Genomic DNA, 23,393 nt, shown 5'->3' on the forward strand with positions numbered 1-23,393 from the left:
GGGACTTGAGCCGCCGTTGGCGTTTGTTACGAGGCTGTTTTAATGCCGTTGTCCAATGTCCACATCCTTCATCAGGACGCCGCCGTACTGGTGGTGAACAAACCGACCCTGTTGCTCTCCGTCCCTGGCCGGGCCGATGACAACAAGGACTGCCTGATCACCCGCCTGCAAGAAAACGGCTACCCGGAAGCGCGAATCGTCCATCGCCTGGACTGGGAAACCTCCGGCATCATTCTTCTCGCCCGAGACCCGGACACTCATCGCGAGTTATCTCGGCAATTTCACGACCGCGAAACCGAAAAAGCCTACACAGCGCTGTGCTGGGGTCAGCCGGAACTGGACAGCGGCAGCATCGACCTGCCCTTGCGCTATGACCCGCCGACCAAGCCACGCCATGTGGTTGACCACGAATTCGGCAAGCATGCCCTGACGTTCTGGCGTGTGCTGGAACGCTGTGGCGACTGGTGCCGTGTCGAGCTGACGCCGATCACCGGCCGCTCGCACCAACTGCGCGTGCACATGCTTTCCATCGGCCACCCGCTGCTGGGTGACGGGCTCTACGCCCACGAGCAGGCCCTGGCCGCCTGGCCGCGCCTGTGTCTGCACGCCAGCATGCTCAGCTTCACCCACCCGCAAACCGGTGAACGCTTGCGTTTCGAGTGCCCGGCACCGTTCTAAGTGATTGAGCGCAAACCCTGTGGGAGCGGGCAAGCCCGCTCCCACAGGGTTCTCCGACAAATCCAATATCGGAGCCTACCCCAACATCAGTCACCGCCAATTCTCCGACCAATACGTTAAACTGGCGCCATTGCTGTCTGGAGCTTCTTATGCGCGAAGAGTTGAACCAAGGCCTGATCGACTTCCTCAAGGCCTCCCCTACCCCGTTCCATGCCACTGCCAGCCTCGTCCAGCGCCTGGAAGCGGCCGGTTTCGTGCGACTCGATGAGCGCGAGCCCTGGACCACCGAAGCCAATGGCCGTTACTACGTCACCCGTAACGACTCCTCCATCGTCGCGATCAAGATGGGCCGTCATTCGCCGCTGCATGGTGGTATTCGCCTGGTGGGCGCGCACACAGACAGCCCGTGCCTGCGGGTCAAGCCCCAGCCTGAACTGCAGCGCCAGGGTTTCTGGCAATTGGGCGTCGAAGTCTACGGCGGTGCATTGCTGGCGCCGTGGTTCGACCGTGACTTGTCCCTCGCCGGCCGCGTGACCTTCCGCCGTGATGGCAAGGTCGAGAGCCAGTTGATCGACTTCAAGGCGCCCATCGCGACCATTCCCAACCTGGCGATTCACCTTAACCGTGAAGCCAACATGGGCTGGGCGATCAACGCACAGACCGAATTGCCGCCGATCCTCGCGCAATTCGCCGGTGACGAGCGCGTGGATTTCCGCGCTGTGCTCACCAACCAGTTGGCGCTGGAACACGGTTTGAACGCCGACGTCGTGCTGGATTACGAACTGAGTTTCTACGACACCCAAAGCGCTGCGATCATCGGCCTGCACGGTGATTTCATCGCCGGTGCGCGCCTCGACAACCTGCTGTCGTGCTACGCCGGCCTGCAAGCGTTGCTGACCGCAGAAACCGACGAAACCTGCGTGCTGGTGTGCAACGACCACGAAGAAGTCGGCTCCTGTTCTGCATGCGGCGCTGATGGCCCGATGCTCGAGCAGACGCTGCGCCGCCTGTTGCCTGAAGGTGACGAGTTCGTGCGCACCATCCAGAAATCCCTGTTGGTTTCCGCCGACAACGCCCACGGCGTGCACCCCAACTACGCGGAAAAGCATGACGCCAACCACGGCCCGAAACTCAACGCCGGCCCGGTGATCAAGGTCAACAGCAACCAGCGCTACGCCACCAACAGCGAAACCGCCGGTTTCTTCCGTCATCTGTGCATGGCCGAAGAAGTGCCCGTGCAAAGCTTTGTGGTGCGCAGCGACATGGGCTGTGGCTCGACCATCGGTCCGATCACCGCCAGCCACCTGGGCGTGCGCACCGTGGACATCGGCCTGCCGACGTTCGCCATGCACTCGATCCGTGAACTGTGCGGCAGCCACGACCTGGCGCACCTGGTCAAAGTGCTGAGCGCGTTCTACGCCTGCCAGGAATTGCCGTAATTCCCGACAGCTTCGCGAGCAGGCTCGCTCCTACAGTTGGAACGCATTTCAATTGTAGGAGTGAGCCTGCTCGCGAAGTACTTTGCTTGATTCACATCACTCTCGGTCACCCAAAGCCACCTAAACTTTAATTATTCCTTTAGACAAGGCAGTCTCCATGATCTCGATGTCTTCGTTTCACGCCATGCTGATCCCGATCCTCGTCGGGATGATCATGCTGGCCATCGGCTTCAACTTTCGCGACAAAAACGCCGGTGTATTCGCCATGTGGATTGGCATGCTGATCATTTTCGGCACCGTGGTTTTCAAGATCCTCGCCAAACTCAACGAATAAATCCGACCTCCGACTCGCATTGATTTAGACGGGCTCGTACACTCGGTCGATCCGCTCATCCCGAGGTTGACCGCCTAGTGCTCGCTCGTCTGTTCGCCCTGCCGTGTTTCTTCCTTGTCTGCCTCATGACGTTGCTGCCGATGGCGCCTGCCCAGGCAGTCGGTTTGCCAAGCTTGCTCAGCGGCTCCACGAAAGCCCAGCCAGAGGCGCAAGAACCGTTGGGGCAATCGCTGGACGAAGTGATCAAGTCGCTGGAAAACGACCAGCAGCGCAGCAAACTGCTGGCCGACCTGAAGAAGCTGCGCGACGCCACCAAAAAGGCTCAGCCGGCCGCCGAAGAAGGCGTGCTCGGCTTGATCGGCGGCACGCTGGCCTCGTTCGAAAAACAATTCTCCGGGGCCGACAGCCCGATCAATCGCTGGTCTGAAGAGTTTGGACTGGCGAGAGACGAACTGTCAGCCTTGATAATGCCGGCCAGCGAGTGGCTGCCGATCATCTTCGCGTTCGCCATGATCCTGATGGTCTGGAGCCTGCTGGCAGCGGCGCTGATTTGGGTCGGTCATCGGGTGCGCATGCGCTTTGGCCTGACCGAAGAACTTCCGCAACACCCCAAGGCCGTGGACATGTTGCGCTTCGCCCTGCGCAAGCTGGGGCCCTGGCTGATCGCCCTGGTGATCACGGTCTATATGAGCTACGCCCTGCCCTCGTCGCTGGGCAAAAGCCTGGCGATGGTGCTGGCTTACGCGCTGGTGGTCGGCACGTGCTTCTCGGCGATCTGCGTGATCGCGTTCTCCCTGCTCGATGGTCCGCATCGTCACCGCGCCTTGTATATCCTGCGCCACCAGGCGTTTCGGCCGTTGTGGCTGATCGGCAGTTTCGCCGCGTTTGGTGAAGCGCTGAGCGATCCGCGACTGGTCGCCGGGCTTGGCAGCCACCTGGCGCATACGGCGGCGACGGCGGCCAATGTGCTGGCGGCGATTTCTACCGGGTTGTTCATCCTGCGGTTCCGCCGGCCGATCGCACACTTGATCCGCAATCAGCCGTTGTCCCGGCGCCTGACCCGCCGCGCCCTCAGCGACACCATCGAAATTCTCGGCACCTATTGGTACCTCCCGGCACTGGTGCTGGTGGGCGTCTCGCTGTTCGCCACGTTCGTTTCGGCCGGCGACACCAGCACTGCCCTGCGACAGTCGCTGATCTGCACCGTGTTGCTGGTGTTGTGCATGGTCATCAACGGACTGGTCCGCCGTCACGCCCTTAAACCGCAACGCGGTGTGAAGCGCCATGCGCTGTACTCGGAACGCTTGAAAAACTTTTTCTACACCCTCGCTCACTTGCTGGTGTGGCTGGCGTTCATTGAGCTCGGTCTGCGCGTCTGGGGCATGTCGCTGATCACGTTCACCGAAGGTGAAGGCCATGAGGTCAGCGTCAAACTGTTCAGCCTTGCCGGCACGCTGATTTTCGCCTGGCTGATCTGGATCCTCAGCGACACCGCCGTGCACCACGCACTCACCCGCTCACGCAAAGGCCTGGCCAATGCCCGTGCGCAGACGATGATGCCGCTGATCCGCAACGTGCTGTTCGTGGCGATTTTCATTGTCGCGCTGATCGTCGCGCTGGCGAACATGGGCATGAACGTCACGCCACTGCTGGCCGGTGCGGGTGTAATCGGTCTGGCCATCGGTTTCGGTGCGCAGTCATTGGTCGCGGACTTGATCACCGGTTTGTTCATCATCATCGAAGACTCCCTGGCCATCGACGACTACGTGGACGTCGGCGGCCACCTGGGCACCGTCGAAGGGTTGACCATCCGCACCGTGCGCCTGCGGGACATCGACGGCATCGTCCACACTATTCCGTTCAGCGAAATCAAAAGCATCAAGAACTACTCCCGGGAATTCGGCTACGCGATCTTCCGGGTGGCGGTGCCGTCCGACATGGACATTGATAGCGCGATCAAACTGATGCGCGAAGTCGGTCAGAAGATGCGCACCGACCCGCTGCAACGGCGCAATATCTGGTCGCCGCTGGAGTTCCAGGGGGTCGAGAGTTTCGAGTCGGGTAATGCGATCCTGCGCGCGCGGTTCAAGACTGCACCGATCAAGCAGTGGGAGGTTTCGCGGGCGTTCAACCTGTCGCTGAAGCGGCATCTGGATGAGGCGGGGCTGGATCTGGCGATGCCGCGCATGAGTGTTCAGGTGGCTACGGCGGCGGGTGACGCGCAGAAGGAAAAATAGCCCCGAGAGAATGGGTGTTTGTAAGGCCGCCATCGCGGGCAAGCCCGCTCCCACAAGGAAGTCATTGAACTCTGAGGGATCGGGCTTGCCCGCGATAGGATCGAAGCGGTTTCAGCGAGCTAAACCACATCCACCCCGACATGAATCGCATCATGCCGCCAAAACTCCAGGTCACAATCGATCAGCCGTTCATGCTGATCATAATTGACCCGCGCAATCCGCAACCCCGGGCTTCCCACCGACACCCGCAGCGCCGCTGCCGCATCCACCGACAGCGACGTCGGCACAATTTCGAACCGCACCCGCCCGTAATGCAAATCGTAATGCCGTGCGTACAACTCGGTAATCGACTGATTCAAATCAAACTCGAGAATCCCCGGAAAATACTGCGGATTCAAATAGTGCTCCACGTACAACACCAGCCGCTCATCAATGCGCCGCGCGCGGCAGATCTGGATCACGCTCGACAGCGCCGGCAATTGCAACCACGCGCACACCGCCGCCGAGGCGGGTTGCAACCGCGCTGAAATCACCTCGGTCGACGGCACCCGCCCCTGCGCGCTGACCATCGCGTGAAAATGGCTGCGCTGCATCAGGTTGTAAGCCAGGCGCGGTGGCGAAACGAACCAGCCGCGGCGCTCTTCGCGATAAATCTGCCCTTGCGCCTCCAACTGTAACAACGCCTCGCGCACGGTAATCCGTGTGGTCCCGAACAACTCACTGAGCTTGCGCTCGGCCGGTAGCTTGCTGCCGGGCGCCAACAGGCCGTGGTCGAGCTGTTCCTGCAGGACCTGACCGATGGCTGTCACCGCTTTCGTTGCCTCATCACGCATCAACGTTACCTATCTGGACTAGACCAGCACTGTTTCGGGGCAGAACCGCGCTGAAAACCGGCTCTTTTTTCATCCTGCAAGCGTAGGCAGTGCAGATGACTGATAGATGACAAAGCTACCCAACGGTCATCCGATCGTTCGCCTCAAACCCTGCAATACATCGGCCAAGTCCCTTGTGTGCCGGGCCTTTGCCCATGGTCTACGCTTACCGGGCACCTGCCAATACCGGACAAATAATTGTGCTGCCGGGCGACGACCGACATGAAAGTGTCATCGAGCCCGCCTAAATTGGCTCAGGTATTGCTGACCTAGACCAACACAACCGCAATCGCAGCGTTGAAAACGCCCAAAGGAGCTTCGGATGAAAAAGCTTTTCCTGGCATCACTGTTAGGCTCGACCATCGCCATGTGCACCGCCGCCATGGCGGCTGATGATTTGAAAACCCTCGAAGCCGCTGCGAAAGCGGAAGGCGCAGTCAACAGCGTCGGCATGCCCGATGACTGGGCCAACTGGAAAGGCACCTGGGAAGACCTGGCTAAAACCTACGGCCTCAAGCACATCGACACCGACATGAGCTCGGCCCAGGAAATCGCCAAATTCGCCGCTGAAAAAGACAACGCCAGCGCTGACATCGGCGACGTCGGCGCAGCCTTCGGCCCGATCGCGGTCAAGCAAGGCGTGGTGCAACCGTACAAGCCGACGACCTGGGCGCAGGTGCCAGACTGGGCTAAAGACAAGGACGGCAACTGGGCTTTGGCCTACACCGGTACCATCGCGTTTATCGTCAACAAAAAGCTGCTGCACGGTTCGGAAGCCCCCACCAAGTGGGCAGACCTCAAGACCGGTAAATACAAGGTGTCCATCGGTGACGTGAGCACCGCGGCCCAGGCGGCCAACGGCGTACTGGCGGCGGCCCTGGCCAATGGCGGCGACGAGAAAAACCTGCAACCGGCCCTGCTGCTGTTCGCAGACATCGCCAAACAGGGTCGCCTGTCCATGGCCAACCCGACGATTGCCACCATGGAAAAGGGTGAAATCGAAGTCGGCGTGGTCTGGGACTTCAACGGTCTGAGCTACAAAGCGAAGATGGCCAATCCGGATGACTACGTCGTGCTGATTCCATCCGATGGTTCGGTGATCTCCGGCTACACCACCATCATCAACAAGTACGCGAAAAACCCGAACGCCGCCAAGCTGACCCGCGAATACATCTTCAGCGACGCCGGCCAGATCAACCTGGCAAAAGGCAACGCGCGCCCGATCCGTGCAGAGCACATCAAACTGCCAGAAGACGTGAAGGCCAAGCTGCTGCCTAACGAGCAGTACAAAAAAGTCACGCCGATCAAAGACGCCGATGCATGGGAAAAGACCTCCAAAGCCCTTCCTCAGAAGTGGAACGAAGAAGTCATCGTCAACATGCAGTAACCCGGTAGATCCCTACATTGGATAACCCAACGGAAATCCAATGCAGGAGTGAGCCTGCTCGCGATAGCGGTTGAGCATTCAGCATCAATGTTGACTGGCCCACCGCTATCGCGAGCAGGCTCACTCCTACAAGCGGAAATGGGTTTGTATTTGAAATAACTGTTCGCGGAGTTTTTGCCCCTATGAAGCACAACGTCATCCTTGTCGTGCTCGACGGCCTCAATTACGAGGTCGCGCGCCACACCATGGGGCACCTGCAGGCCTATGTCGGCGCAGGACGCGCGGCACTCTACAAACTGGAGTGCGAACTGCCGTCCCTGTCCCGTCCCCTTTATGAATGCATTCTCACCGGCGTCCCGCCCATCGAGAGCGGCATCGTTCACAACAACGTCTCGCGTCTGTCCAATCAGCGCAGCATTTATCACTACGCCACGGACGCCGGTCTGAAAACCGCTGCGGCGGCGTATCACTGGGTCAGCGAGCTGTACAACCGCTCACCGTTCGTGGCGGCCCGGGATCGTCACACCGACGATGAAGCCTTGCCGATCCAGCACGGTCACTTCTACTGGAACGACCACTACCCGGATTCACACCTGTTCGCCGACGCCGAAAGCCTGCGCCTGCGGCATGCGCCGAATTTTCTGTTGATCCACCCGATGAACATCGACGACGCCGGGCACAAGCACGGTCTCGACACCCCGCAATACCGCAACAGTGCGCGCTCGGCCGATATCATCCTTGCCGATTACCTGCGCACCTGGCTCGACGCCAGTTATCAGGTGCTGGTGACTGCCGACCACGGCATGAACAACGACCGCTCCCACAACGGCTTGTTGTCGGAAGAACGCGAAGTGCCGTTGTTTGTCCTCGGTGACGCGTTCAGCTTCAACGCCAGTGCTGCGCCGAAACAGATTGAAATCTGCGGCACGGTCTGCGAACTGTTGGGCGTGGCCCACGACAAACCTGTGTGCCGGGAGCTGCTCAAGTGAATGCCAATACCCGTAGCAAGTGGCTGGCAGCCTTGTGCCTCGTACCGTTCGCCCTGTTCTTTATCGTGTTCGAAATCGCCCCGCTGGTCTGGGTGATGATCAACAGCCTGCAATCGGAAGAGTTCGGCTGGGGGTTGGCCAACTTCACCAAAATCTTCAATTCGAAATTCTACTTGCAGGCGATCCAGTACAGCCTCGAGATCAGTTTCTGGTCCAGTGTATTCGGGATCATTATTGCGGTGCTCGGCGCTTACTCCTTGCGCCGGGTCGACTCGAAACTGCGCAACTTCGTCAACGCCTTCGCCAACATGACCAGCAACTTTGCCGGCGTGCCCCTGGCCTTCGCCTTCATCATCCTGCTGGGCTTCAACGGCAGCTTCACCATCATGCTCAAGCAGGCCGGGATCATTCAGGATTTCAATCTGTACTCGAAGACCGGGCTGATCATTCTCTATACGTACTTCCAGATTCCACTTGGCGTGTTGCTGCTCTACCCCGCCTTCGACGCCCTGCGCGAAGACTGGCGCGAGTCTGCCGAGCTGCTCGGTGCCAACGGCTGGCAGTTCTGGCGGCACATCGGTTTGCCGGTGCTGACACCGGCGCTGCTCGGTACGTTCGTGATCCTGCTGGCCAACGCCCTTGGCGCCTACGCGACGGTGTATGCGTTGACCACCGGCAACTTCAACGTGCTGCCGATCCGCATCGCGGCGATGGTGTCCGGTGATATTTCCCTCGACCCGAACCTCGCCAGTGCCCTGGCCGTGGTGCTGGTGGCGTTGATGACCCTGGTGACCATCGTGCATCAGTTGCTGTTGAAGAGGAGCTACCATGTCTCGCGCTGAACTGGGCCCCGCCGGTGTCTACCACCGCGTCGTGGTGTACCTGCTGTTTGCCATTCTGTTGTTGCCGCTGCTCGGGACGTTGATCTACTCGATTGCCAGCAGTTGGTCGGCGACCATCCTGCCCAGCGGCTTTACCTTCAAGTGGTACATCCAGCTGTGGAGCGATCCGCGCTTTCTCAACGCATTTGGCCAGTCACTGCTGGTCTGCGTCGGCGCATTGATTTTGTCGGTGGTGCTGATTCTGCCGCTGCTGTTCGTGGTGCATTACCACTTCCCGAAACTCGATGCGCTGATGAATATCCTGATCTTGCTGCCCTTTGCGGTGCCGCCGGTGGTGTCGTCGGTGGGGCTGTTGCAGCTCTACGGTTCCGGGCCGTTCGCGATGGTCGGCACGCCGTGGATTCTGATTGGTTGCTACTTCACCATTGCGCTGCCGTTCATGTACCGGGCAATCACCAACAACCTGCAAGCGATCAACCTGCGCGACCTGATGGACGCCGCCCAACTGCTCGGCGCCAGCACCTTTCAAGCGGCGTTCCTGGTGGTGCTGCCGAACCTGCGCAAGGGCTTGATGGTGGCGCTGCTGCTGTCGTTCTCGTTCCTGTTCGGGGAGTTCGTGTTCGCCAACATCCTCGTCGGCACCCGCTACGAAACCCTGCAGGTCTACCTCAACAACATGCGTAACAGCAGCGGCCACTTCACCAGTGCGCTGGTGATTTCCTATTTCTTCTTTGTGCTGGTTCTGACCTGGGCGGCCAATATCTTGAACAAGGACAAAAGCGAATGAGCTATGTCAGCGTCCAACATCTGCAAAAAAATTACGCGGGTACAACAGTATTCAGCGACATCAACTGCGAGATCCAGAAGGGCGAATTCGTCACCCTGCTCGGTCCGTCCGGTTGCGGTAAATCCACGCTGCTGCGCTGCATTGCCGGCCTGACCTCGGTCGATGGCGGCAAGATCCTGCTGGAGGGTGTCGACCTGGTGCCAATGAGCCCGCAAAAGCGCGGCATCGGCATGGTGTTCCAGAGCTACGCACTGTTCCCCAACATGACCGTGGAGCAGAACATCGCCTTCGGATTGCGCATGCAAAAGGTCAACGCCGACGACAGTCACAAACGTGTCGCCGAAGTGTTGAAACTGGTGGAGCTGAACGACTTCGCCTCCCGTTATCCGCATCAACTCTCTGGCGGCCAATGCCAGCGTGTAGCCCTCGCCCGTTCACTGGTCACCCGGCCACGGCTATTATTGCTGGACGAACCGCTGTCGGCCCTCGACGCGCGGATTCGCAAGCACTTGCGCGAACAGATCCGTGCGATCCAGCGTGAACTGGGCCTGACCACAATCTTCGTCACACACGATCAGGAAGAAGCGCTGACCATGTCTGACCGAATTTTCCTGATGAATCAGGGAAAAATCGTACAGAGTGGCGACGCCGAAACCCTGTACACCGCGCCAGTCGACGTGTTTGCCGCCGGTTTTATCGGCAACTACAACCTGCTGGACGCCGACAGCGCTTCGAAGCTGCTGCAACGGCCGATCAGCCACCGCATCGCGATTCGCCCGGAAGCCATCGAGCTGAGCCTCAACGGCCAACTCGACGCGCAAATCCGCAGTCACAGCCTGCTGGGTAATGTGATTCGCTACCGGGTCGAAGCCCGCGGCGTGGAATTGGTGGTGGATGTGCTCAACCGCTCGGCGGCCGACCTGCACCCCGATGGTCAGCGTCTGGCGCTTTCCATCGATCCGACGGCCCTCTGTGAGGTAGCCTGATGCCTTTGCTGATGTTGAAGAGAGAACTGCACTGATGGCCCTGGCAATTTTTGATCTGGACGAAACCCTGATCCACGGCGACTGCGCCACCCTCTGGAGCGAGCAAATGGGCCGCCTGGGCTGGGTCGACCCTGAGTCGTTCATGCGTCAGAACAACGAACTGATGGACGCCTACAGTCACGGCAAGCTGCGGATGGAGGAGTACATGACCTTCAGCCTGGAGCCGATGATCGGGCGCACACCGGAAGAGATCGAGCATTTGGTCGGGCCCTGGGTGGAAGACTTCATCGAGCCGATCATCTTCAGTGACGCCACCAAAGCCATCGCCGCCCATCGCAAGGCCGGAGACAGGATTCTGGTGATCTCGGCCTCGGGCACTCACCTGGTCAAGCCGATTGCCGACCGTCTGGGCATCGACGAGATTCTCGGCATCGAACTGGAAGTGATGCACGGCGTTTATAGCGGTCAGACCGTCGGCACCCTGACCTACCGCGAAGGCAAGATTGCCCGGTTGCTGGAATGGCTGGATGCGGAAGAGGAAAACCTCGAAGGCGCGAGTTTTTATTCCGACTCACGCAATGATCTGCCGTTGTTGCTGAAGGTGGATTTCCCACACGTGGTGAACCCGGATCCGGTGCTGCTTGAGCACGCCGAAACGGCCGGCTGGCCGATCCATCTCTGGAAGTAACGCATTGCCCCTGTAGGCGCATGGCTTGCCCGCGATGAACGATGACGCGGTCTGACTGATACACCGCGTCACCTGAATCGCGGGCAAGCCACGCTCCCACAGGTTTTGTGTTGTCAGATCAGGCTTTCGTCAATCACCAACACCAGTTTCCCCGCCACGGTATTGCTCGCCAACTCGGCAAACGCCGCTTCGGCATCCTTGATCGGGAACGTCCTGGCCAACTGCGGGCTCAGTCGCCCCTCGGCAAACAGCGGCCAGACGTGCTGGCTCAAATCACTGAACAAATCCGCCTTGAACTGATCGTCGCGGCTGCGCAAGGTCGAACCCAATAGCTGCACGCGCTTGGCCAGCACCTGCGCCAGGTCCAGCTGTGCCTCACGGCCGCCCATCAGGCCGATCAGCACCCAACGACCATCAGGGGCCAGCAACTTCAGATTCAACGCGGCGTACTGACCGCCCACCGGGTCGAGGATCACATCGAATGGCCCAAGGTCATTCAAACTGTCCAGATCGCCCTTTCGCACCACCCCACCCTGCGCGCCCAGAGCTTCACAGTAAGCCAATCGCTCGGTGGAACCGACGCTGACCCAGCACGGGTTACCAAACGCCTTGCACAGCTGAATGGCAGCTGAACCAATTCCACTTGCTCCGGCGTGCAGAAGAACTTTCTCACCCGGTTTGAGCGCAGCGAGTTGAAACACATTCAGCCAGACGGTCGCATACACTTCCGGCAGCGCTGCCGCCTCGACCAGCGACAAACCTTCAGGAACCGGCAACACATGCCGTCCGTCGACAACTACCTCTTCGGCCATCCCGCCCCCGGCCAGCAAGGCGCAAACCCGATCACCGACCTGCCAGGAAGACCCCGCGCCTACCTCGCTGATCACCCCTGAACACTCAAGACCCAGTACGTGACTGGCTCCCGGCGGTGGCGGATAGAGGCCCGCTTTCTGTAATAAATCGGCGCGATTGAGCCCCGCTGCCGCCACTCGGATACGAACTTGTCCTACATCACATGTAGGACTGGGCTCTTCAAGCCACTCCACTTGACCTTCAACGCCTTGCAATGCTTTCACAGTGCCTCCATAGTGAGTCTGGACTGAGCCCGTAGCTGTAGCGCCGGGCTTTCTTGCATTATGCGACCGGCCCTCGTGGATCCGGCGACTTCAAAGACGGCCTAATATGCGTGATCAATTGTCCCCGCGTCGAATCAGCATGAAGCATTTTTTCCCTGGCACCGCCCTAGCCCTTTTCATCGGTATCGGTCTGTTACCGATATCGACCAATACGTTTGCAGCCAATAGCTGGGACAAGCTTCAGCCTGATCGTGACGAAGTAATCGCCAGTCTGAACGTCGTCGAATTGCTCAAGCGCCACCACTACAGCAAGCCGCCGCTCGATGACGCGCGCTCCGTGATCATCTACGACAGCTACCTCAAGCTGCTGGACCCGTCGCGCAGCTACTTCATGGCCAGCGACATTGCGGAATTCGACAAGTGGAAAACCCAGTTTGACGACTTCCTCAAAAGCGGCGACCTGAACGCCGGGTTCACCATCTACAAGCGCTACCTGGACCGCGTCAAGGCGCGTCTGGACTTCGCCCTTGCCGAGCTGAACAAAGGCGTCGACAAGATCGACTTCACCACCAAGGAAACCTTGCTGATCGATCGCAAGGACGCCCCTTGGCTCAAGTCCACCGCTGAACTCGACGACCTGTGGCGCAAACGCGTCAAGGACGAAGTGCTGCGGCAGAAGATCGCGGGCAAGGATTCCAAGCAGATCCAGGAAACCCTGACCAAGCGCTACAAGAACCAGTTGGCGCGCCTGGACCAGACCCGTGCGGAAGATATCTTCCAGGCGTACATCAACACCTTCGCCATGTCCTACGACCCGCATACCAACTATCTGTCGCCAGATAACGCGGAAAACTTCGACATCAACATGAGCCTGTCCCTGGAGGGCATCGGCGCCGTGTTGCAGAGCGATAACGACCAGGTGAAAGTCGTGCGTCTGGTGCCGGCAGGCCCGGCCGACAAGACCAAGCAGGTTGCACCGGCCGACAAGATCATCGGCGTTGCCCAAGGCAACAAAGAGATGGTCGACGTGGTCGGCTGGCGCCTGGACGAAGTGGTCAAGCTGATCCGCGGTCCGAAAGGCACCGTGGTGCGCCTGGAAGTGATTCCGGCCAGCAATGCGCCAAACGACCAGACCACCAAGATCGTGCCGATTACCCGCGAAGCGGTGAAGCTTGAAGATCAGGCCGTGAAGAAGTCGGTCCTCAACCTGAAACAGGATGGCAAGGACTACAAGCTCGGCGTCATCGAGATCCCGGCCTTCTACCTCGACTTCAAGGCATTCCGTGCCGGCGATCCGGACTACAAGAGCACCACGCGTGACGTCAAGAAACTGCTGACCGAGTTGCAGAAAGACAAGGTCGACGGCGTGGTCATCGACCTGCGCAACAACGGCGGCGGCTCCTTGCAGGAAGCCACCGAGCTGACCAGTCTGTTCATCGACAAGGGCCCTACCGTTCTCGTGCGTAACGCCGATGGCCGGGTTGATGTGCTGGAAGATGAGAACCCAGGCGCGTTCTACAAAGGCCCGATGGCGTTGCTGGTCAACCGCCTGTCCGCCTCGGCTTCGGAGATTTTTGCCGGCGCCATGCAGGACTACCACCGTGCGCTGATCATCGGCGGCCAGACCTTCGGTAAAGGCACCGTGCAGACCATTCAGCCGCTGAACCACGGCGAACTGAAACTGACCCTGGCCAAGTTCTACCGGGTTTCCGGCCAGAGCACCCAGCATCAGGGCGTGCTGCCGGACATCGATTACCCGTCGATCATCGACACCAAGGAAATCGGCGAAAGCGCCCTGCCTGAAGCCATGCCATGGGACACCATCCATGCGGCCATCAAGCCTGCGGTAGATCCGTTCAAACCGTACCTGGCGCAGCTCAAGTCAGAGCACGATACGCGCTCGTCCAAGGATGCGGAGTTCGTGTTCATCCGCGACAAGCTGGCCCTGGCGCAGAAACTGATGGAAGAAAAAACCGTCAGCCTCAATGAAGCCGACCGTCGGGCGCAGCACACCGATATCGAAGCCAAGCAGCTGGTGATGGAAAACATCCGTCGCAAAGCCAAAGGCGAAGAACCGCTCAAAGAGCTGAAGAAAGAAGACGAAGACGCCCTTGCGGCCGAACCGGACAAGACCAAGCCAGAAGACGACGCTTACCTGAGCGAGACCGGTCGGATTCTGCTGGACTACCTGAAACTCAACACCGCGGTTGCCAAGCACTAAGTGGTGACACGCAACATGATGGCAATTTAATGCTGACGCTCCCCGGAGCGTCATCAAACAGTCATCATTCTGTCGTGAAATAAAGGACTGGGAGCACCTCTGACAAGAGGCTGCTCCCAGTCCTTTTTTATCGCCCCGAGATTGCCATGACCACGACAGAACAGCTGAGTGCCTTGAGTTCCATTCTGGCTCAAAGCGGCTTGCACAGCCTGTTCCAGCCGATCATTTCCCTCTCCGAGCGACGCATTGTCGGCTATGAAGCCCTCACCCGCGGCCCGTCCAACAGTCCGCTGCACTCCCCTATCGCATTGTTCTCCGTGGCCCGCCAGGCCGGTCGCTTGAGCGAGCTGGAAATTGCTTGCCGCGAAAGCGCTTGCCGACGTTTCAACGAACAGCAACTGCCGGGCAAACTGTTCCTCAATGTCTCCCCGGAATCCCTGCTTGAAGCGGCCCATCAACCCGGCCGCACCCTGCAACTGCTGCAGGATTTCGGCATTCCGCCGAGCCAGGTAGTGATCGAACTCACCGAACAAACCCCGACCGATGACTTCCAGTTGCTGCAAAACGCGCTGCATCACTATCGGGCGATGGGATTTTCCATTGCGCTGGATGATCTGGGCGCGGGATATTCCAGCTTGCGGTTGTGGTCGGAGCTGCGCCCGGATTACGTGAAGATTGATCGTCACTTCATCGACGGTATTCACCAGGACGCACTCAAGCGAGAGTTTGTCGGTTCAATCCTGCAGATTGCCAAAGCCTCACGAGCTCAAGTGATTGCCGAAGGCATTGAATTGCAGGAAGAGCTCGCGGTGCTGACCGAGATGGGCGTTGATCTGGTCCAGGGCTATCTGCTGTGCCGTCCTCAGGAACATCCGCCCCGGGATGCTCGCGCCCTGATGCCCAAACACGACAGCACCGCCGTTGCGCTGAATGACGAAGGCAGCGACCTCTGCCCCCTGCTCAACGACCAACCTGCCGTTGCGCACGACACACCGACCGCCACCGTGCTCGAAGCGTTCCGCCGCCAGGCCAATCTGAACTCCCTGGCAGTGCTCGACAATCAAGGCCACCCCTGTGGCATCGTTCACCGGCATTCGTTGTCGGACGCGTTGCTGAAACCGTTTGCCACCGACCTGTTCGCCCGCAAACCGATCAGTCGCTTGATGAACGATGACTTTCTCGCCGTGGAAATGAGCCAGTCGCTGCAACAGGTCAGCCGCCTGATCACCAGCCGCGCGCGCCAACGCATTGAAGAAGACTTCATCATCACCCTCAATGGCAGCTATCTGGGACTGGGTCGGGTGATGGATGTCCTCAAGCTGATTACCGAGCTGAAAATCCAGCAGGCCCGCTACGCCAACCCGTTGACCCTGTTGCCCGGCAACGTACCGATCCAGCAATGCCTGACACGTTTGCTGCAACAGGAACGGGAGTCAGTGATCTGTTATGTCGACATCGACAGCTTCAAGCCCTTCAACGACATTTACGGCTACGGCCGAGGGGATGAAGTCCTGCTCTGCCTGGCGCAATGCCTGAATGATCGCGTCGACCCTTCCCGTGATTTCGTCGGCCATATCGGCGGTGACGACTTCCTGCTGGTGCTCGGCCCGGAAGACTGGCGTAAACGGTTGAACCAGTTGCTGGACGACTTCCAGAGCCAATGCCGACGCTTTTACCGCAGCGAACACCTGGAAGCCGGGTGCTTTATCGCGCCGAACCGTCAGGGGGTGCGACAGGAGTTTCCGTTGTTGTCATTGTCGATCGGCGTAGTGCATTTGCATCCACAGGCCTGTGGACAACTCGATGCGAGCCAGTTGGCGGAGATGGCATCGCAGGCTAAACACCATGCGAAGAATGTGCAGGGGTATAGCGTGCATGTGATTGATAGTCTGGCGGTGTCTGGGGCAGAGAATGCATTGCTGGAAGGGCAGCGCTGAATATTCTGGCTCGCGATAGCGTCCGCTCAGTCAACACAGGTTGGGTTTATTGCCCCTCACCCCGAGCCGCCAATTCTTTCAACTTGAGCTCTGCCAATGGATGCCCCGCCTTCACGGCCATGCCCCACCAGCGCGCAGCTTCAACCAGGTCCGGCGCCTTGCTCGGCGTTCCTGCCAGACAGATCACCCCAACCTGATACGCCGCCTTGCCATCCCCCGCCAACGCCGCCAGGCGCAGCAATCGCACGCCCTCCTCGCGAGCCCCAAGGCCGACGCCGCGAAAGGTCAGGATGTGGCCATAGAAGCTCTGGGCACCGACGTCACCCAAATTCGCCATGCGCGCGAACTGGCCTTCGAGCCAGCTCCAGCCGCGCGGTTGGCGCACGAACCATGACCAATGAAACAACCGGCGGGCCAGCCAGTAACCAGCCCGGGCCTTGAGTTTTAAAAACACTCAGGCCTCGGCCGATTCGGGGTATTCGTATTCGAACACACGCACCACTTCCGAAGCATGCCAGGACGCGGCGGCGACACCGTCAGATGGCCCGGAGAAACGCCCCAGACGCTCGACACATTCAAAGAAGCCGGTGCGCGGCAAACGACTGGCGCCCTGGCTGATCACCAGCGAGCTGCGCAACGGTTGCTCGGCCCTGGCATCCAGAGCAGCCAGATGTTCGAGCGCAGCGGTCAGGGTTTGCATGGCCGGCGTGGGCAATTGCAAACGCTCCAGCAACGCTCGATAGGTCAGAAGATGACGCTGACGACGCGCCTGATCCAGTTCACCCAGCAACCCGTCCCAATGTTGACGACTGATGCGTACGCTCACGATTCATCCCTCCACCCTGGCACCGTCAATTCCCAGGCCAGGCTGCGGCGAATCGCAGCGTCGGGCAGACGCTCGCCACTTTCGATCAAGGCCAGATAAGACGGGCTGATGCCTACCGTGCGGGCCAGCGCCTCGATGGCGATGCCCTTCCCTTCGCGCAAACTGCGTAGTTGATCCAGACCTGGAAGAATCTGGTCTGGTGTTGCCGTGCGATGCACTGGCGCGTCTGGCGCCGGTTTCTCGTTGATGCCTGCTGCTTTCAGTAGAGCCTGGTACTGAGCCCACGGTAAAACTGCATACTCGGGCTCGCCTTCGCGTGTGATTATCTGAATATCCATGACTTCCCCGTAGGACAACGACACTTTGCGAGTCGGCACTTTTCCCTAGAAGTGTAATCCTAACAGCGGCCAAGGTCGCGCGGGGGTATCAATAAATTGGATCCTCAGTCGCCCTTATGCCAATGAGTCAAGCCAAGACGCGATCGGTAGCAGTTGGCGAAGCCTGCGTTCGGCTGCGTAGCAGTCGTGAAATCAGGCGACGCGGTGTTTCAGAAAGACCATAAATACAGATATTACGACTGCTGCGCAGCCGAATGCAGGCTGCGCCAGCTGCTAGAGGAATTGCGTTGCGGCAAAAACCGGTTGGCTGATCTGCATCCTTCAATCACCCCGTATTTTTTGGGGGCCCTGGAGCTGAAGTTTCTCCGGGGTATCGGGCAGGCGTTCGACCACCGCCAGCTTCTCCGGCACCTGTCGCCTGCGCCAGGCGCGGAAGGCATTGAGTTCGTCGTCGAGGACTTTCATCAGCCAGGCCAGCACCGCGATGTCATCGAGCATGCCGAACACCGGAATGAAATCCGGGATGGCATCCACCGGGCTGAGGAAATACATCAGGCCGGCGACCACCGAGACCAACGCCTTCGGGCTGACGGCACGGTACTCCCCACGCCAGTAGGCCAGGCACAGCGCCTGCAACAGGCGCAAATCGTCTTTGACCTTGCCCAGGCGATTGCCTTGGCTGGCGCCTTTGCTGGCGACGGCGAACAGCAACGTCGGCAAGCGCCCGCGCGCGAGCAGGCGCCCGGCGAGGGGCAAGAATCGAGCGAAATTCCAGGGTGCTTTCATCATTCCTCCCACTGAAATGTTATCCACACAAATTGTGGATAACCTTGTGAACAGAGCTGCTTTTCACGGCTGAAAGCCCCGTTTCATAAGGGTCCGGCTCAGATCGGGCGTTTTTTACTCACATAAAAAAACCCAAGATTTCATTGACTTGGCGCGCCGGCGCGGCTAGCACGGGCGTCTTCAATGGCTATGACTCCAGCGTACAGCAACCGTTCGCTTTGTTTACCTGCGCCGAACCCCGGATGCAACAACGCCCCGCATAAGCGAGGCGTTGTTGTCAAAGCAGACGCTGATTACTTGGCGGCGTCTTCTTTGGCTGGATCTTTGATCCCCAGCAGCTCCAGGTCGAATACCAGCACCGAGTTGGCTGGGATCGCCGGGCTTGGGCTTTGGGCGCCATAAGCCAGTTCGCTAGGGATGTACAACTTGTACTTCTCACCAACGTGCATCAGTTGCAGGCCTTCGACCCAACCCGGAATCACACCGCTGACCGGCAGATCAATCGGGCTGCCGCGCTCGACGGAGCTGTCGAAGACGGTGCCGTTGGTCAGCTTGCCGGTGTAGTGAACAGTCACTACGTCGGTCGGCTTAGGCTGTGGGCCATCGGCTTTCTTTTCCACTTCGTATTGCAAGCCCGAGGCGGTGGTCACTACGCCGGCTTTCTTGGCGTTTTCTTCGAGGAATTTCTTGCCGGCAGCCGCCGACTCTTCGCTCATCTTGGCCATACGCTCTTCCGCACGCTTCTGCAGTGCGGCGAAGGCTTCGACCAGCTCCTCGTCTTTGAGCTTCTGCTCTTTCTTGCCAACGGCATCTTCGATGCCTTGGGCTACGGCTTTGGAATCCAGGTCATCCATGCCTTCCTGAGCCAGGCTTTTGCCCATGTTCAGGCCAATGCCGTAGGAAGCTTTTTGCGCCGGAGTTTTCAGCTCTACACTGGTCTGCGAATCACAACCCGCAAGTACCAGGCTAACCAGGGCTACCGCCGCCGCCAACCGATGCTGTTTCATGCTATTTCCTTGTTCATGCGCCTAAAGGGCAATCGAGTAAAGCCGCGAGCTTATCAGGCGGCCACGACCAATGGCTACCGGCATGAGAGCTGGAAACTTCTGATAAGTTCAGGTGTTTTAACGCATTTCAGGATTGGCATCATGAAGCATCTGTCATCTGGCACCTACAGCAGCTGATCCTATATCCCACAACATCTGGCGTAATGGCCACTTGCCGCACCCCGTCCCCTGCGGCATAAGAGAGCCACAACTCGACAAGGATGTTTATCTTGCGCCTCTTATTTCGCCTGCTGATGCTGGTGGCTGTGCTGCTGGGACTCGGCCTGGCCGTGGTTCTGTATTACGTCGCCAATCCGAAACTGCCGACCTGGTCGCCCGCGCAACAGGTGCATTACCTGGAACAATGGAGCGCCGAAGATCGCCAGACTTACTACTTCACGCCTCAGGGAACCCAGGTCAAAGGCTTGCGCTATGCCTGGTTCAACGCCCTCGAACTGCCCTTCTCGCAACAACGATTCGCATCGCCCGAGTACCTCGCCCGCTTTGGTTTCCTGATCGATCCCGGGCAGAAAGCCACGCCAGACAACCCTGGGAATTTGCCGGTAGGTTTTGCCCGCCACCAAAATCCCGGCAGTCAGGACGAATTTCTCGACATCTCGTGCGCCGCTTGCCACACCGGTGAGTTGCGCTTCAACGGCCAGGCGATCCGCATTGACGGCGGTTCGGCGCAGCACGTTTTGCCTTCCAGTGTTCCTACGTTGAAAGGGGGCAGTTTCGGACAAGCGTTGGTCGCCAGTCTGACCTCGACTTACCTCAACCCGTGGAAATTCGAACGCTTCGCCCGCAACGTGCTGGGCGATGACTACGACGCCCGGCACCCACAATTGCGTGAAGAGTTCAAAGCGTCCCTCGTTACCTTCGTCAAAGTTGCCTGGAACGATACCCATCGCGGGCTCTACCCCACCGAGGAAGGACCGGGCCGTACCGACGCCTTCGGACGCATTGCCAACGCCACGTTCGGTGATGCGATTTCAGCCGACAACTACCGTGTGGCCAATGCCCCGGTGGATTACCCGCAATTGTGGGACATGTGGACGTTCGACTGGGTGCAGTGGAACGGTTCGGCGCAACAACCCATGGCTCGCAACATCGGCGAATCCCTGGGTGTGGGCGCCACACTGAGTTTCTTCGATGCCAACGGCCAACCGCTCAAAGGTGACGGACGTTATCCGTCGAGTGTGCGATTACGCGACCTGCACCAGATCGAGGAAACCCTGCAACGGCTCAAACCACCCGCATGGCCTGAAGAGTTACTCGGCGCTGTCGACAAGCCGTTGGCAGCCAAAGGTCGCGAGTTGTTCCGCGAAAACTGCGCCGGTTGCCATTTGCCACGCACAGTCGAGAGTGACGGGCGCTGGGTGCAACATTTGAAAATGCTACCGGTCGATTTCATTGGCACCGACCCGGGCGCCGCCAACAACATTGCCGACCATCGCTTCGACCTCTCCGCCTTGCAATGGGACCTGGCGGAACTCAAGCAGCTGGACGTGCACTTGCAGCCAGCACCCGCTGAACCGCTGGATTTGAGCCAGCTGTCATCGGCCAAGGGGCTGGCATACATCACGGCTTTCGTCGGAAACCGCGCTTACCGTGACGCGAACATTCCTGCCGCCGAACAACCGGCCATGAATGGCTTCGGCCTGCCAATTAGCGTGCGTGAGCTGCGGGCCTATAAGGCACGGCCACTGGCAGGCGTCTGGGCCACTGCGCCGTTTCTGCACAACGGTTCGGTACCGAGCATTTATCAGCTGCTCTCACCTCAAGATGAACGCGCAACGACCTTCTATAAAGGTACGTTCGAGTACGACCCGCAACATCTTGGCTATCGTACCGAGGCCTTTACCAATGGCTTTGTGTTCGACACGCGCATCACCGGCAATCACAACAGCGGCCACGAGTTCCGTGCCGGCCAGCGCGGCAACGGCGTGATTGGCCGCTTGCTGCAACCGCAGGAGCGCTGGGCGCTGCTGGAATATCTGAAGGTATTGGGCGGCCCGCTGGAGGCGCAATTGCCATGAGCAGACTCTGGATGCGCCTTGGCGCTTTTCTTGGCAAGACCCTCCTGTGGTTGATCGGCCTGGGTGTGCTCGGTTATGCGCTAGCCATGGCGTGGTTCGCCTGGCAGCACAGCGGACCTGTTTCAGCGCAAGAAGTGATACCGGATGGCGAAGCCGCCATGACTCAGGACGTCATTCAGACGGCGGTGCGCATCGTCGATCAACACCGTGAGAACACCCGCTACCTGCGCGATGCACATGCCAAGGCCCATGGCTGCGTGAAGGCCGAGGTTCAAGTGCTGGCGGATCTGACCGAGGAACTGCGCCAGGGCGTGTTCAGCCAACCCGGCAAAACCTGGCAAGCGACAATGCGCCTGTCCAATGGCAATGCGTATCCGCAATTCGACAGCATTCGAGACGCCCGGGGCATGGCAATCAAATTGCTCGATGTGCCCGGCAAACAGCTGCTCGCCGATCAACAGACTCGTGGCGAACAGGATTTTGTGATGTTCAGCCACCCGAATTTCTTCGTCAGCGATGTCGCCGAGTACCGTCAGAATGTAGCGGCCCAGGCTGACGGCAAAAAGCTGATGGCGTTTTTCCCGGGTTGGGACCCACGGACCTGGCAGGTTCGGCACCTGTTTATCGCCTTGGCAACCCTGTCACCCGCCCCGGAAAGTCCGACGAAGACCACTTACTTTTCGGTTTCGCCCTACAAGTTTGGTGCCACCAATGCCAAATTCCGAGTGATGCCGGACCCTGATAGCTGCCCGGCCTACACCCTGCCCGCGCAGAACCAGAAGTTGCCAAACTTCCTGCGCAATGCGCTGAACCAGCAATTGTCGACCGACCGGGTGCCGGCCTGCTTCGTCCTGCAAATTCAGCGTCAGGACCCAAGCCAGTACATGCCCATAGAAGACACCAGCATCGAATGGCGTGAAAACGCGGCGCCATTCCAGACCGTGGCGCGAATCAAAGTACCCGCGCAAGATTTCGACACGCCGGCATTGAATATCCAATGCGACAACCAGTCGTTCAATCCATGGTTTGGTCTTGAGGCTCATCGGCCAATTGGCGGCATCAACCGACTTCGCAAAGCGGTGTATGAAGCCGTAAGCGACTACCGACACAGTCGTAACGCCGAGCAATAAACGCAATTGCCAAACGCCAGACAGCAAAAAGCCCGCATTAAGCGGGCTTTCTGTGTGGTACCTGGCGTTCAGCGTTCCAGGTAACCGAATATGGCGCAGCGGACGGGACTCGAACCCGCGACCCCCGGCGTGACAGGCCGGTATTCTAACCGACTGAACTACCGCTGCGCGTAGCGTTGAAAGTGGTGGGTGATGACGGGATCGAACCGCCGACATTCTGCTTGTAAGGCAGACGCTCTCCCAGCTGAGCTAATCACCCTTTACCTTCGTTGCGGGGCACATTATGCCACAGGTTTTCGTAAAGTGTTGATTTAATTGAATTATTTTTCAAATAAATCCGAAAACCGGTGAAACGATGCAACCTGCAGGAACAACGGACAATCTACAGACAGAAAAAAACCCGCGTGAGCGGGCTTTTCCGTGGTGACCTGGCGTTCAGCGTTCCAGGTAACCGAATATGGCGCAGCGGACGGGACTCGAACCCGCGACCCCCGGCGTGACAGGCCGGTATTCTAACCGACTGAACTACCGCTGCGCGTAACACTGAATGCGAATGGTGGGTGATGACGGGATCGAACCGCCGACATTCTGCTTGTAAGGCAGACGCTCTCCCAGCTGAGCTAATCACCCTTCACGTTCGGTGTGGCGCGCATTCTACGGAGCGACCTCACCTCTGGCAAGCACTTTTTTAAATAATTTTCTCAGGCCTTCCAAAGGCTTAGCGAAGGGTTGGCCTATGGCGCAGCTAAGAGAAT

At 59.0% G+C, this 23,393-nt stretch carries 21 protein-coding genes and 4 tRNA genes; 14 read left to right on the forward strand and 11 right to left on the reverse strand.

Annotated elements, in window-relative coordinates; translation table 11 throughout:
• Positions 1 to 42: 42 nt before the first annotated feature.
• The 4 genes from H8F22_RS05070 to H8F22_RS05085 all read left to right on the forward strand — a co-directional run bounded on the left by H8F22_RS05070 (position 43) and on the right by H8F22_RS05085 (position 4,688).
• Entirely contained in the window at positions 43 to 678 is a 636-nt protein-coding gene (locus tag H8F22_RS05070) for an RluA family pseudouridine synthase (protein ID WP_027922481.1), read from the forward strand.
• Positions 679 to 827: 149 nt separating this feature from the next.
• Positions 828 to 2,117 carry a M18 family aminopeptidase gene (locus tag H8F22_RS05075; RefSeq protein WP_027922480.1) on the forward strand — a complete coding sequence of 430 codons (1,290 nt, stop codon included), beginning with the start codon at positions 828 to 830 and terminating at the stop codon, positions 2,115 to 2,117.
• 157 nt (positions 2,118 to 2,274) lie between these two features.
• Positions 2,275 to 2,451: a hypothetical protein gene (locus H8F22_RS05080; protein ID WP_172825912.1), complete on the forward strand. Its 177-nt coding sequence runs from the start codon at positions 2,275 to 2,277 to the stop codon at positions 2,449 to 2,451.
• Between the two features lie 77 nt (positions 2,452 to 2,528).
• On the forward strand, positions 2,529 to 4,688 hold the full coding sequence (locus H8F22_RS05085; RefSeq protein ID WP_194939811.1) for a mechanosensitive ion channel family protein: 2,160 nt from the start codon (positions 2,529 to 2,531) through the stop codon (positions 4,686 to 4,688).
• Between the two features lie 119 nt (positions 4,689 to 4,807).
• Here H8F22_RS05085 and H8F22_RS05090 read toward each other — a convergent pair whose 3' ends face one another.
• Positions 4,808 to 5,521 carry a UTRA domain-containing protein gene (locus H8F22_RS05090; protein ID WP_027922478.1) on the reverse strand — a complete coding sequence of 238 codons (714 nt, stop codon included), beginning with the start codon at positions 5,519 to 5,521 and terminating at the stop codon, positions 4,808 to 4,810.
• Positions 5,522 to 5,882: 361 nt separating this feature from the next.
• Here H8F22_RS05090 and H8F22_RS05095 point away from each other — a divergent pair, with 361 nt between their 5' ends.
• From H8F22_RS05095 to H8F22_RS05120, 6 genes are all read left to right on the forward strand, one after another.
• Positions 5,883 to 6,947 (forward strand): ABC transporter substrate-binding protein, encoded by a 1,065-nt coding sequence (locus tag H8F22_RS05095; protein WP_027922477.1) that lies wholly within the window; start codon positions 5,883 to 5,885, stop codon positions 6,945 to 6,947.
• 182 nt (positions 6,948 to 7,129) lie between these two features.
• Complete coding sequence (locus H8F22_RS05100) at positions 7,130 to 7,936, forward strand: alkaline phosphatase family protein (RefSeq protein WP_194939812.1); 807 nt, start codon at positions 7,130 to 7,132, stop codon at positions 7,934 to 7,936.
• Entirely contained in the window at positions 7,933 to 8,778 is an 846-nt protein-coding gene (locus H8F22_RS05105; RefSeq protein ID WP_027922475.1) for an ABC transporter permease, read from the forward strand. Before H8F22_RS05100 ends, H8F22_RS05105 begins: the two co-directional genes overlap by 4 nt.
• Positions 8,765 to 9,565: an ABC transporter permease gene (locus H8F22_RS05110; protein WP_194939813.1), complete on the forward strand. Its 801-nt coding sequence runs from the start codon at positions 8,765 to 8,767 to the stop codon at positions 9,563 to 9,565. Before H8F22_RS05105 ends, H8F22_RS05110 begins: the two co-directional genes overlap by 14 nt.
• The gene (locus H8F22_RS05115) at positions 9,562 to 10,551 is read left to right on the forward strand and encodes an ABC transporter ATP-binding protein (RefSeq protein WP_027922473.1); all 990 of its coding nucleotides are present in this window, start codon (positions 9,562 to 9,564) and stop codon (positions 10,549 to 10,551) included. Before H8F22_RS05110 ends, H8F22_RS05115 begins: the two co-directional genes overlap by 4 nt.
• A 34-nt stretch (positions 10,552 to 10,585) precedes the next feature.
• Positions 10,586 to 11,239 carry an HAD family hydrolase gene (locus tag H8F22_RS05120; RefSeq protein WP_027922472.1) on the forward strand — a complete coding sequence of 218 codons (654 nt, stop codon included), beginning with the start codon at positions 10,586 to 10,588 and terminating at the stop codon, positions 11,237 to 11,239.
• 113 nt (positions 11,240 to 11,352) lie between these two features.
• On the opposite strand, the gene H8F22_RS05125 is transcribed toward H8F22_RS05120, so the two are convergent.
• Positions 11,353 to 12,315, reverse strand: coding sequence for a zinc-binding dehydrogenase (locus H8F22_RS05125; RefSeq protein ID WP_059181347.1), 963 nt, complete (start codon positions 12,313 to 12,315; stop codon positions 11,353 to 11,355).
• A 139-nt stretch (positions 12,316 to 12,454) separates the two neighbouring features.
• Here H8F22_RS05125 and H8F22_RS05130 point away from each other — a divergent pair, with 139 nt between their 5' ends.
• Positions 12,455 to 14,536 (forward strand): carboxy terminal-processing peptidase, encoded by a 2,082-nt coding sequence (locus tag H8F22_RS05130; protein ID WP_172825913.1) that lies wholly within the window; start codon positions 12,455 to 12,457, stop codon positions 14,534 to 14,536.
• Positions 14,537 to 14,682: 146 nt separating this feature from the next.
• On the forward strand, positions 14,683 to 16,473 hold the full coding sequence (locus H8F22_RS05135) for a bifunctional diguanylate cyclase/phosphodiesterase (protein WP_027922469.1): 1,791 nt from the start codon (positions 14,683 to 14,685) through the stop codon (positions 16,471 to 16,473).
• A gap of 46 nt (positions 16,474 to 16,519) precedes the next feature.
• On the opposite strand, the gene H8F22_RS05140 is transcribed toward H8F22_RS05135, so the two are convergent.
• From H8F22_RS05140 to H8F22_RS05160, 5 genes are all read right to left on the reverse strand, one after another.
• Positions 16,520 to 16,927, reverse strand: a complete 408-nt coding sequence (locus H8F22_RS05140; protein ID WP_027922468.1) for an SEL1-like repeat protein — start codon at positions 16,925 to 16,927, stop codon at positions 16,520 to 16,522.
• The gene (locus tag H8F22_RS05145; protein ID WP_007898892.1) at positions 16,928 to 17,299 is read right to left on the reverse strand and encodes a hypothetical protein; all 372 of its coding nucleotides are present in this window, start codon (positions 17,297 to 17,299) and stop codon (positions 16,928 to 16,930) included. It lies immediately after the preceding gene.
• A complete protein-coding gene (locus H8F22_RS05150) occupies positions 17,296 to 17,637 on the reverse strand; it encodes a helix-turn-helix domain-containing protein (RefSeq protein ID WP_027922467.1) in 342 nt (113 codons plus the stop codon). The genes H8F22_RS05145 and H8F22_RS05150 overlap by 4 nt, the downstream gene beginning before the upstream one ends.
• A 321-nt stretch (positions 17,638 to 17,958) precedes the next feature.
• Positions 17,959 to 18,423 carry a YkvA family protein gene (locus tag H8F22_RS05155; RefSeq protein ID WP_027922466.1) on the reverse strand — a complete coding sequence of 155 codons (465 nt, stop codon included), beginning with the start codon at positions 18,421 to 18,423 and terminating at the stop codon, positions 17,959 to 17,961.
• A 293-nt stretch (positions 18,424 to 18,716) separates the two neighbouring features.
• Positions 18,717 to 19,430 carry an FKBP-type peptidyl-prolyl cis-trans isomerase gene (locus H8F22_RS05160; RefSeq protein ID WP_027922465.1) on the reverse strand — a complete coding sequence of 238 codons (714 nt, stop codon included), beginning with the start codon at positions 19,428 to 19,430 and terminating at the stop codon, positions 18,717 to 18,719.
• Between the two features lie 269 nt (positions 19,431 to 19,699).
• Between H8F22_RS05160 and H8F22_RS05165 the strand changes: the two genes are divergently transcribed.
• Entirely contained in the window at positions 19,700 to 21,508 is a 1,809-nt protein-coding gene (locus tag H8F22_RS05165) for a di-heme-cytochrome C peroxidase (RefSeq protein ID WP_194939814.1), read from the forward strand.
• Positions 21,505 to 22,638, forward strand: coding sequence for a catalase family protein (locus H8F22_RS05170; protein WP_194939815.1), 1,134 nt, complete (start codon positions 21,505 to 21,507; stop codon positions 22,636 to 22,638). Before H8F22_RS05165 ends, H8F22_RS05170 begins: the two co-directional genes overlap by 4 nt.
• 91 nt (positions 22,639 to 22,729) lie before the next feature.
• Here the strand turns inward: H8F22_RS05170 and H8F22_RS05175 are convergent.
• The 4 genes from H8F22_RS05175 to H8F22_RS05190 form a co-directional block, all read right to left on the reverse strand.
• Positions 22,730 to 22,806, reverse strand: a tRNA-Asp gene (locus H8F22_RS05175).
• 15 nt (positions 22,807 to 22,821) lie between these two features.
• Positions 22,822 to 22,897 (reverse strand) — tRNA-Val (locus tag H8F22_RS05180).
• A 199-nt stretch (positions 22,898 to 23,096) separates the two neighbouring features.
• A tRNA-Asp gene (locus H8F22_RS05185) sits at positions 23,097 to 23,173 on the reverse strand.
• Positions 23,174 to 23,192: 19 nt separating this feature from the next.
• Positions 23,193 to 23,268: transfer RNA gene (locus H8F22_RS05190), tRNA-Val, on the reverse strand.
• Positions 23,269 to 23,393 lie beyond the last annotated feature (125 nt).

Source organism: Pseudomonas mucoides, assembly GCF_015461845.1.
Lineage (GTDB): Bacteria > Pseudomonadota > Gammaproteobacteria > Pseudomonadales > Pseudomonadaceae > Aquipseudomonas > Aquipseudomonas mucoides.

What these genes read in the sequence shown, in the direction of transcription:
- H8F22_RS05100 (WP_194939812.1), top strand. Translation starts at nt 7,130, where the DNA reads ATGAAGCACAACGTCATCCTTGTCGTGCTCGACGGCCTCAATTACGAG.
- H8F22_RS05150 (WP_027922467.1), bottom strand. Translation starts at nt 17,637, where the DNA reads ATGGATATTCAGATAATCACACGCGAAGGCGAGCCCGAGTATGCAGTT.
- H8F22_RS05135 (WP_027922469.1), top strand. Translation starts at nt 14,683, where the DNA reads ATGACCACGACAGAACAGCTGAGTGCCTTGAGTTCCATTCTGGCTCAA.
- H8F22_RS05095 (WP_027922477.1), top strand. Translation starts at nt 5,883, where the DNA reads ATGAAAAAGCTTTTCCTGGCATCACTGTTAGGCTCGACCATCGCCATG.
- H8F22_RS05115 (WP_027922473.1), top strand. Translation starts at nt 9,562, where the DNA reads ATGAGCTATGTCAGCGTCCAACATCTGCAAAAAAATTACGCGGGTACA.
- H8F22_RS05090 (WP_027922478.1), bottom strand. Translation starts at nt 5,521, where the DNA reads ATGCGTGATGAGGCAACGAAAGCGGTGACAGCCATCGGTCAGGTCCTG.
- H8F22_RS05075 (WP_027922480.1), top strand. Translation starts at nt 828, where the DNA reads ATGCGCGAAGAGTTGAACCAAGGCCTGATCGACTTCCTCAAGGCCTCC.
- H8F22_RS05170 (WP_194939815.1), top strand. Translation starts at nt 21,505, where the DNA reads ATGAGCAGACTCTGGATGCGCCTTGGCGCTTTTCTTGGCAAGACCCTC.
- H8F22_RS05070 (WP_027922481.1), top strand. Translation starts at nt 43, where the DNA reads ATGCCGTTGTCCAATGTCCACATCCTTCATCAGGACGCCGCCGTACTG.
- H8F22_RS05130 (WP_172825913.1), top strand. Translation starts at nt 12,455, where the DNA reads ATGAAGCATTTTTTCCCTGGCACCGCCCTAGCCCTTTTCATCGGTATC.
- H8F22_RS05155 (WP_027922466.1), bottom strand. Translation starts at nt 18,423, where the DNA reads ATGAAAGCACCCTGGAATTTCGCTCGATTCTTGCCCCTCGCCGGGCGC.
- H8F22_RS05110 (WP_194939813.1), top strand. Translation starts at nt 8,765, where the DNA reads ATGTCTCGCGCTGAACTGGGCCCCGCCGGTGTCTACCACCGCGTCGTG.
- H8F22_RS05160 (WP_027922465.1), bottom strand. Translation starts at nt 19,430, where the DNA reads ATGAAACAGCATCGGTTGGCGGCGGCGGTAGCCCTGGTTAGCCTGGTA.
- H8F22_RS05080 (WP_172825912.1), top strand. Translation starts at nt 2,275, where the DNA reads ATGATCTCGATGTCTTCGTTTCACGCCATGCTGATCCCGATCCTCGTC.
- H8F22_RS05120 (WP_027922472.1), top strand. Translation starts at nt 10,586, where the DNA reads ATGGCCCTGGCAATTTTTGATCTGGACGAAACCCTGATCCACGGCGAC.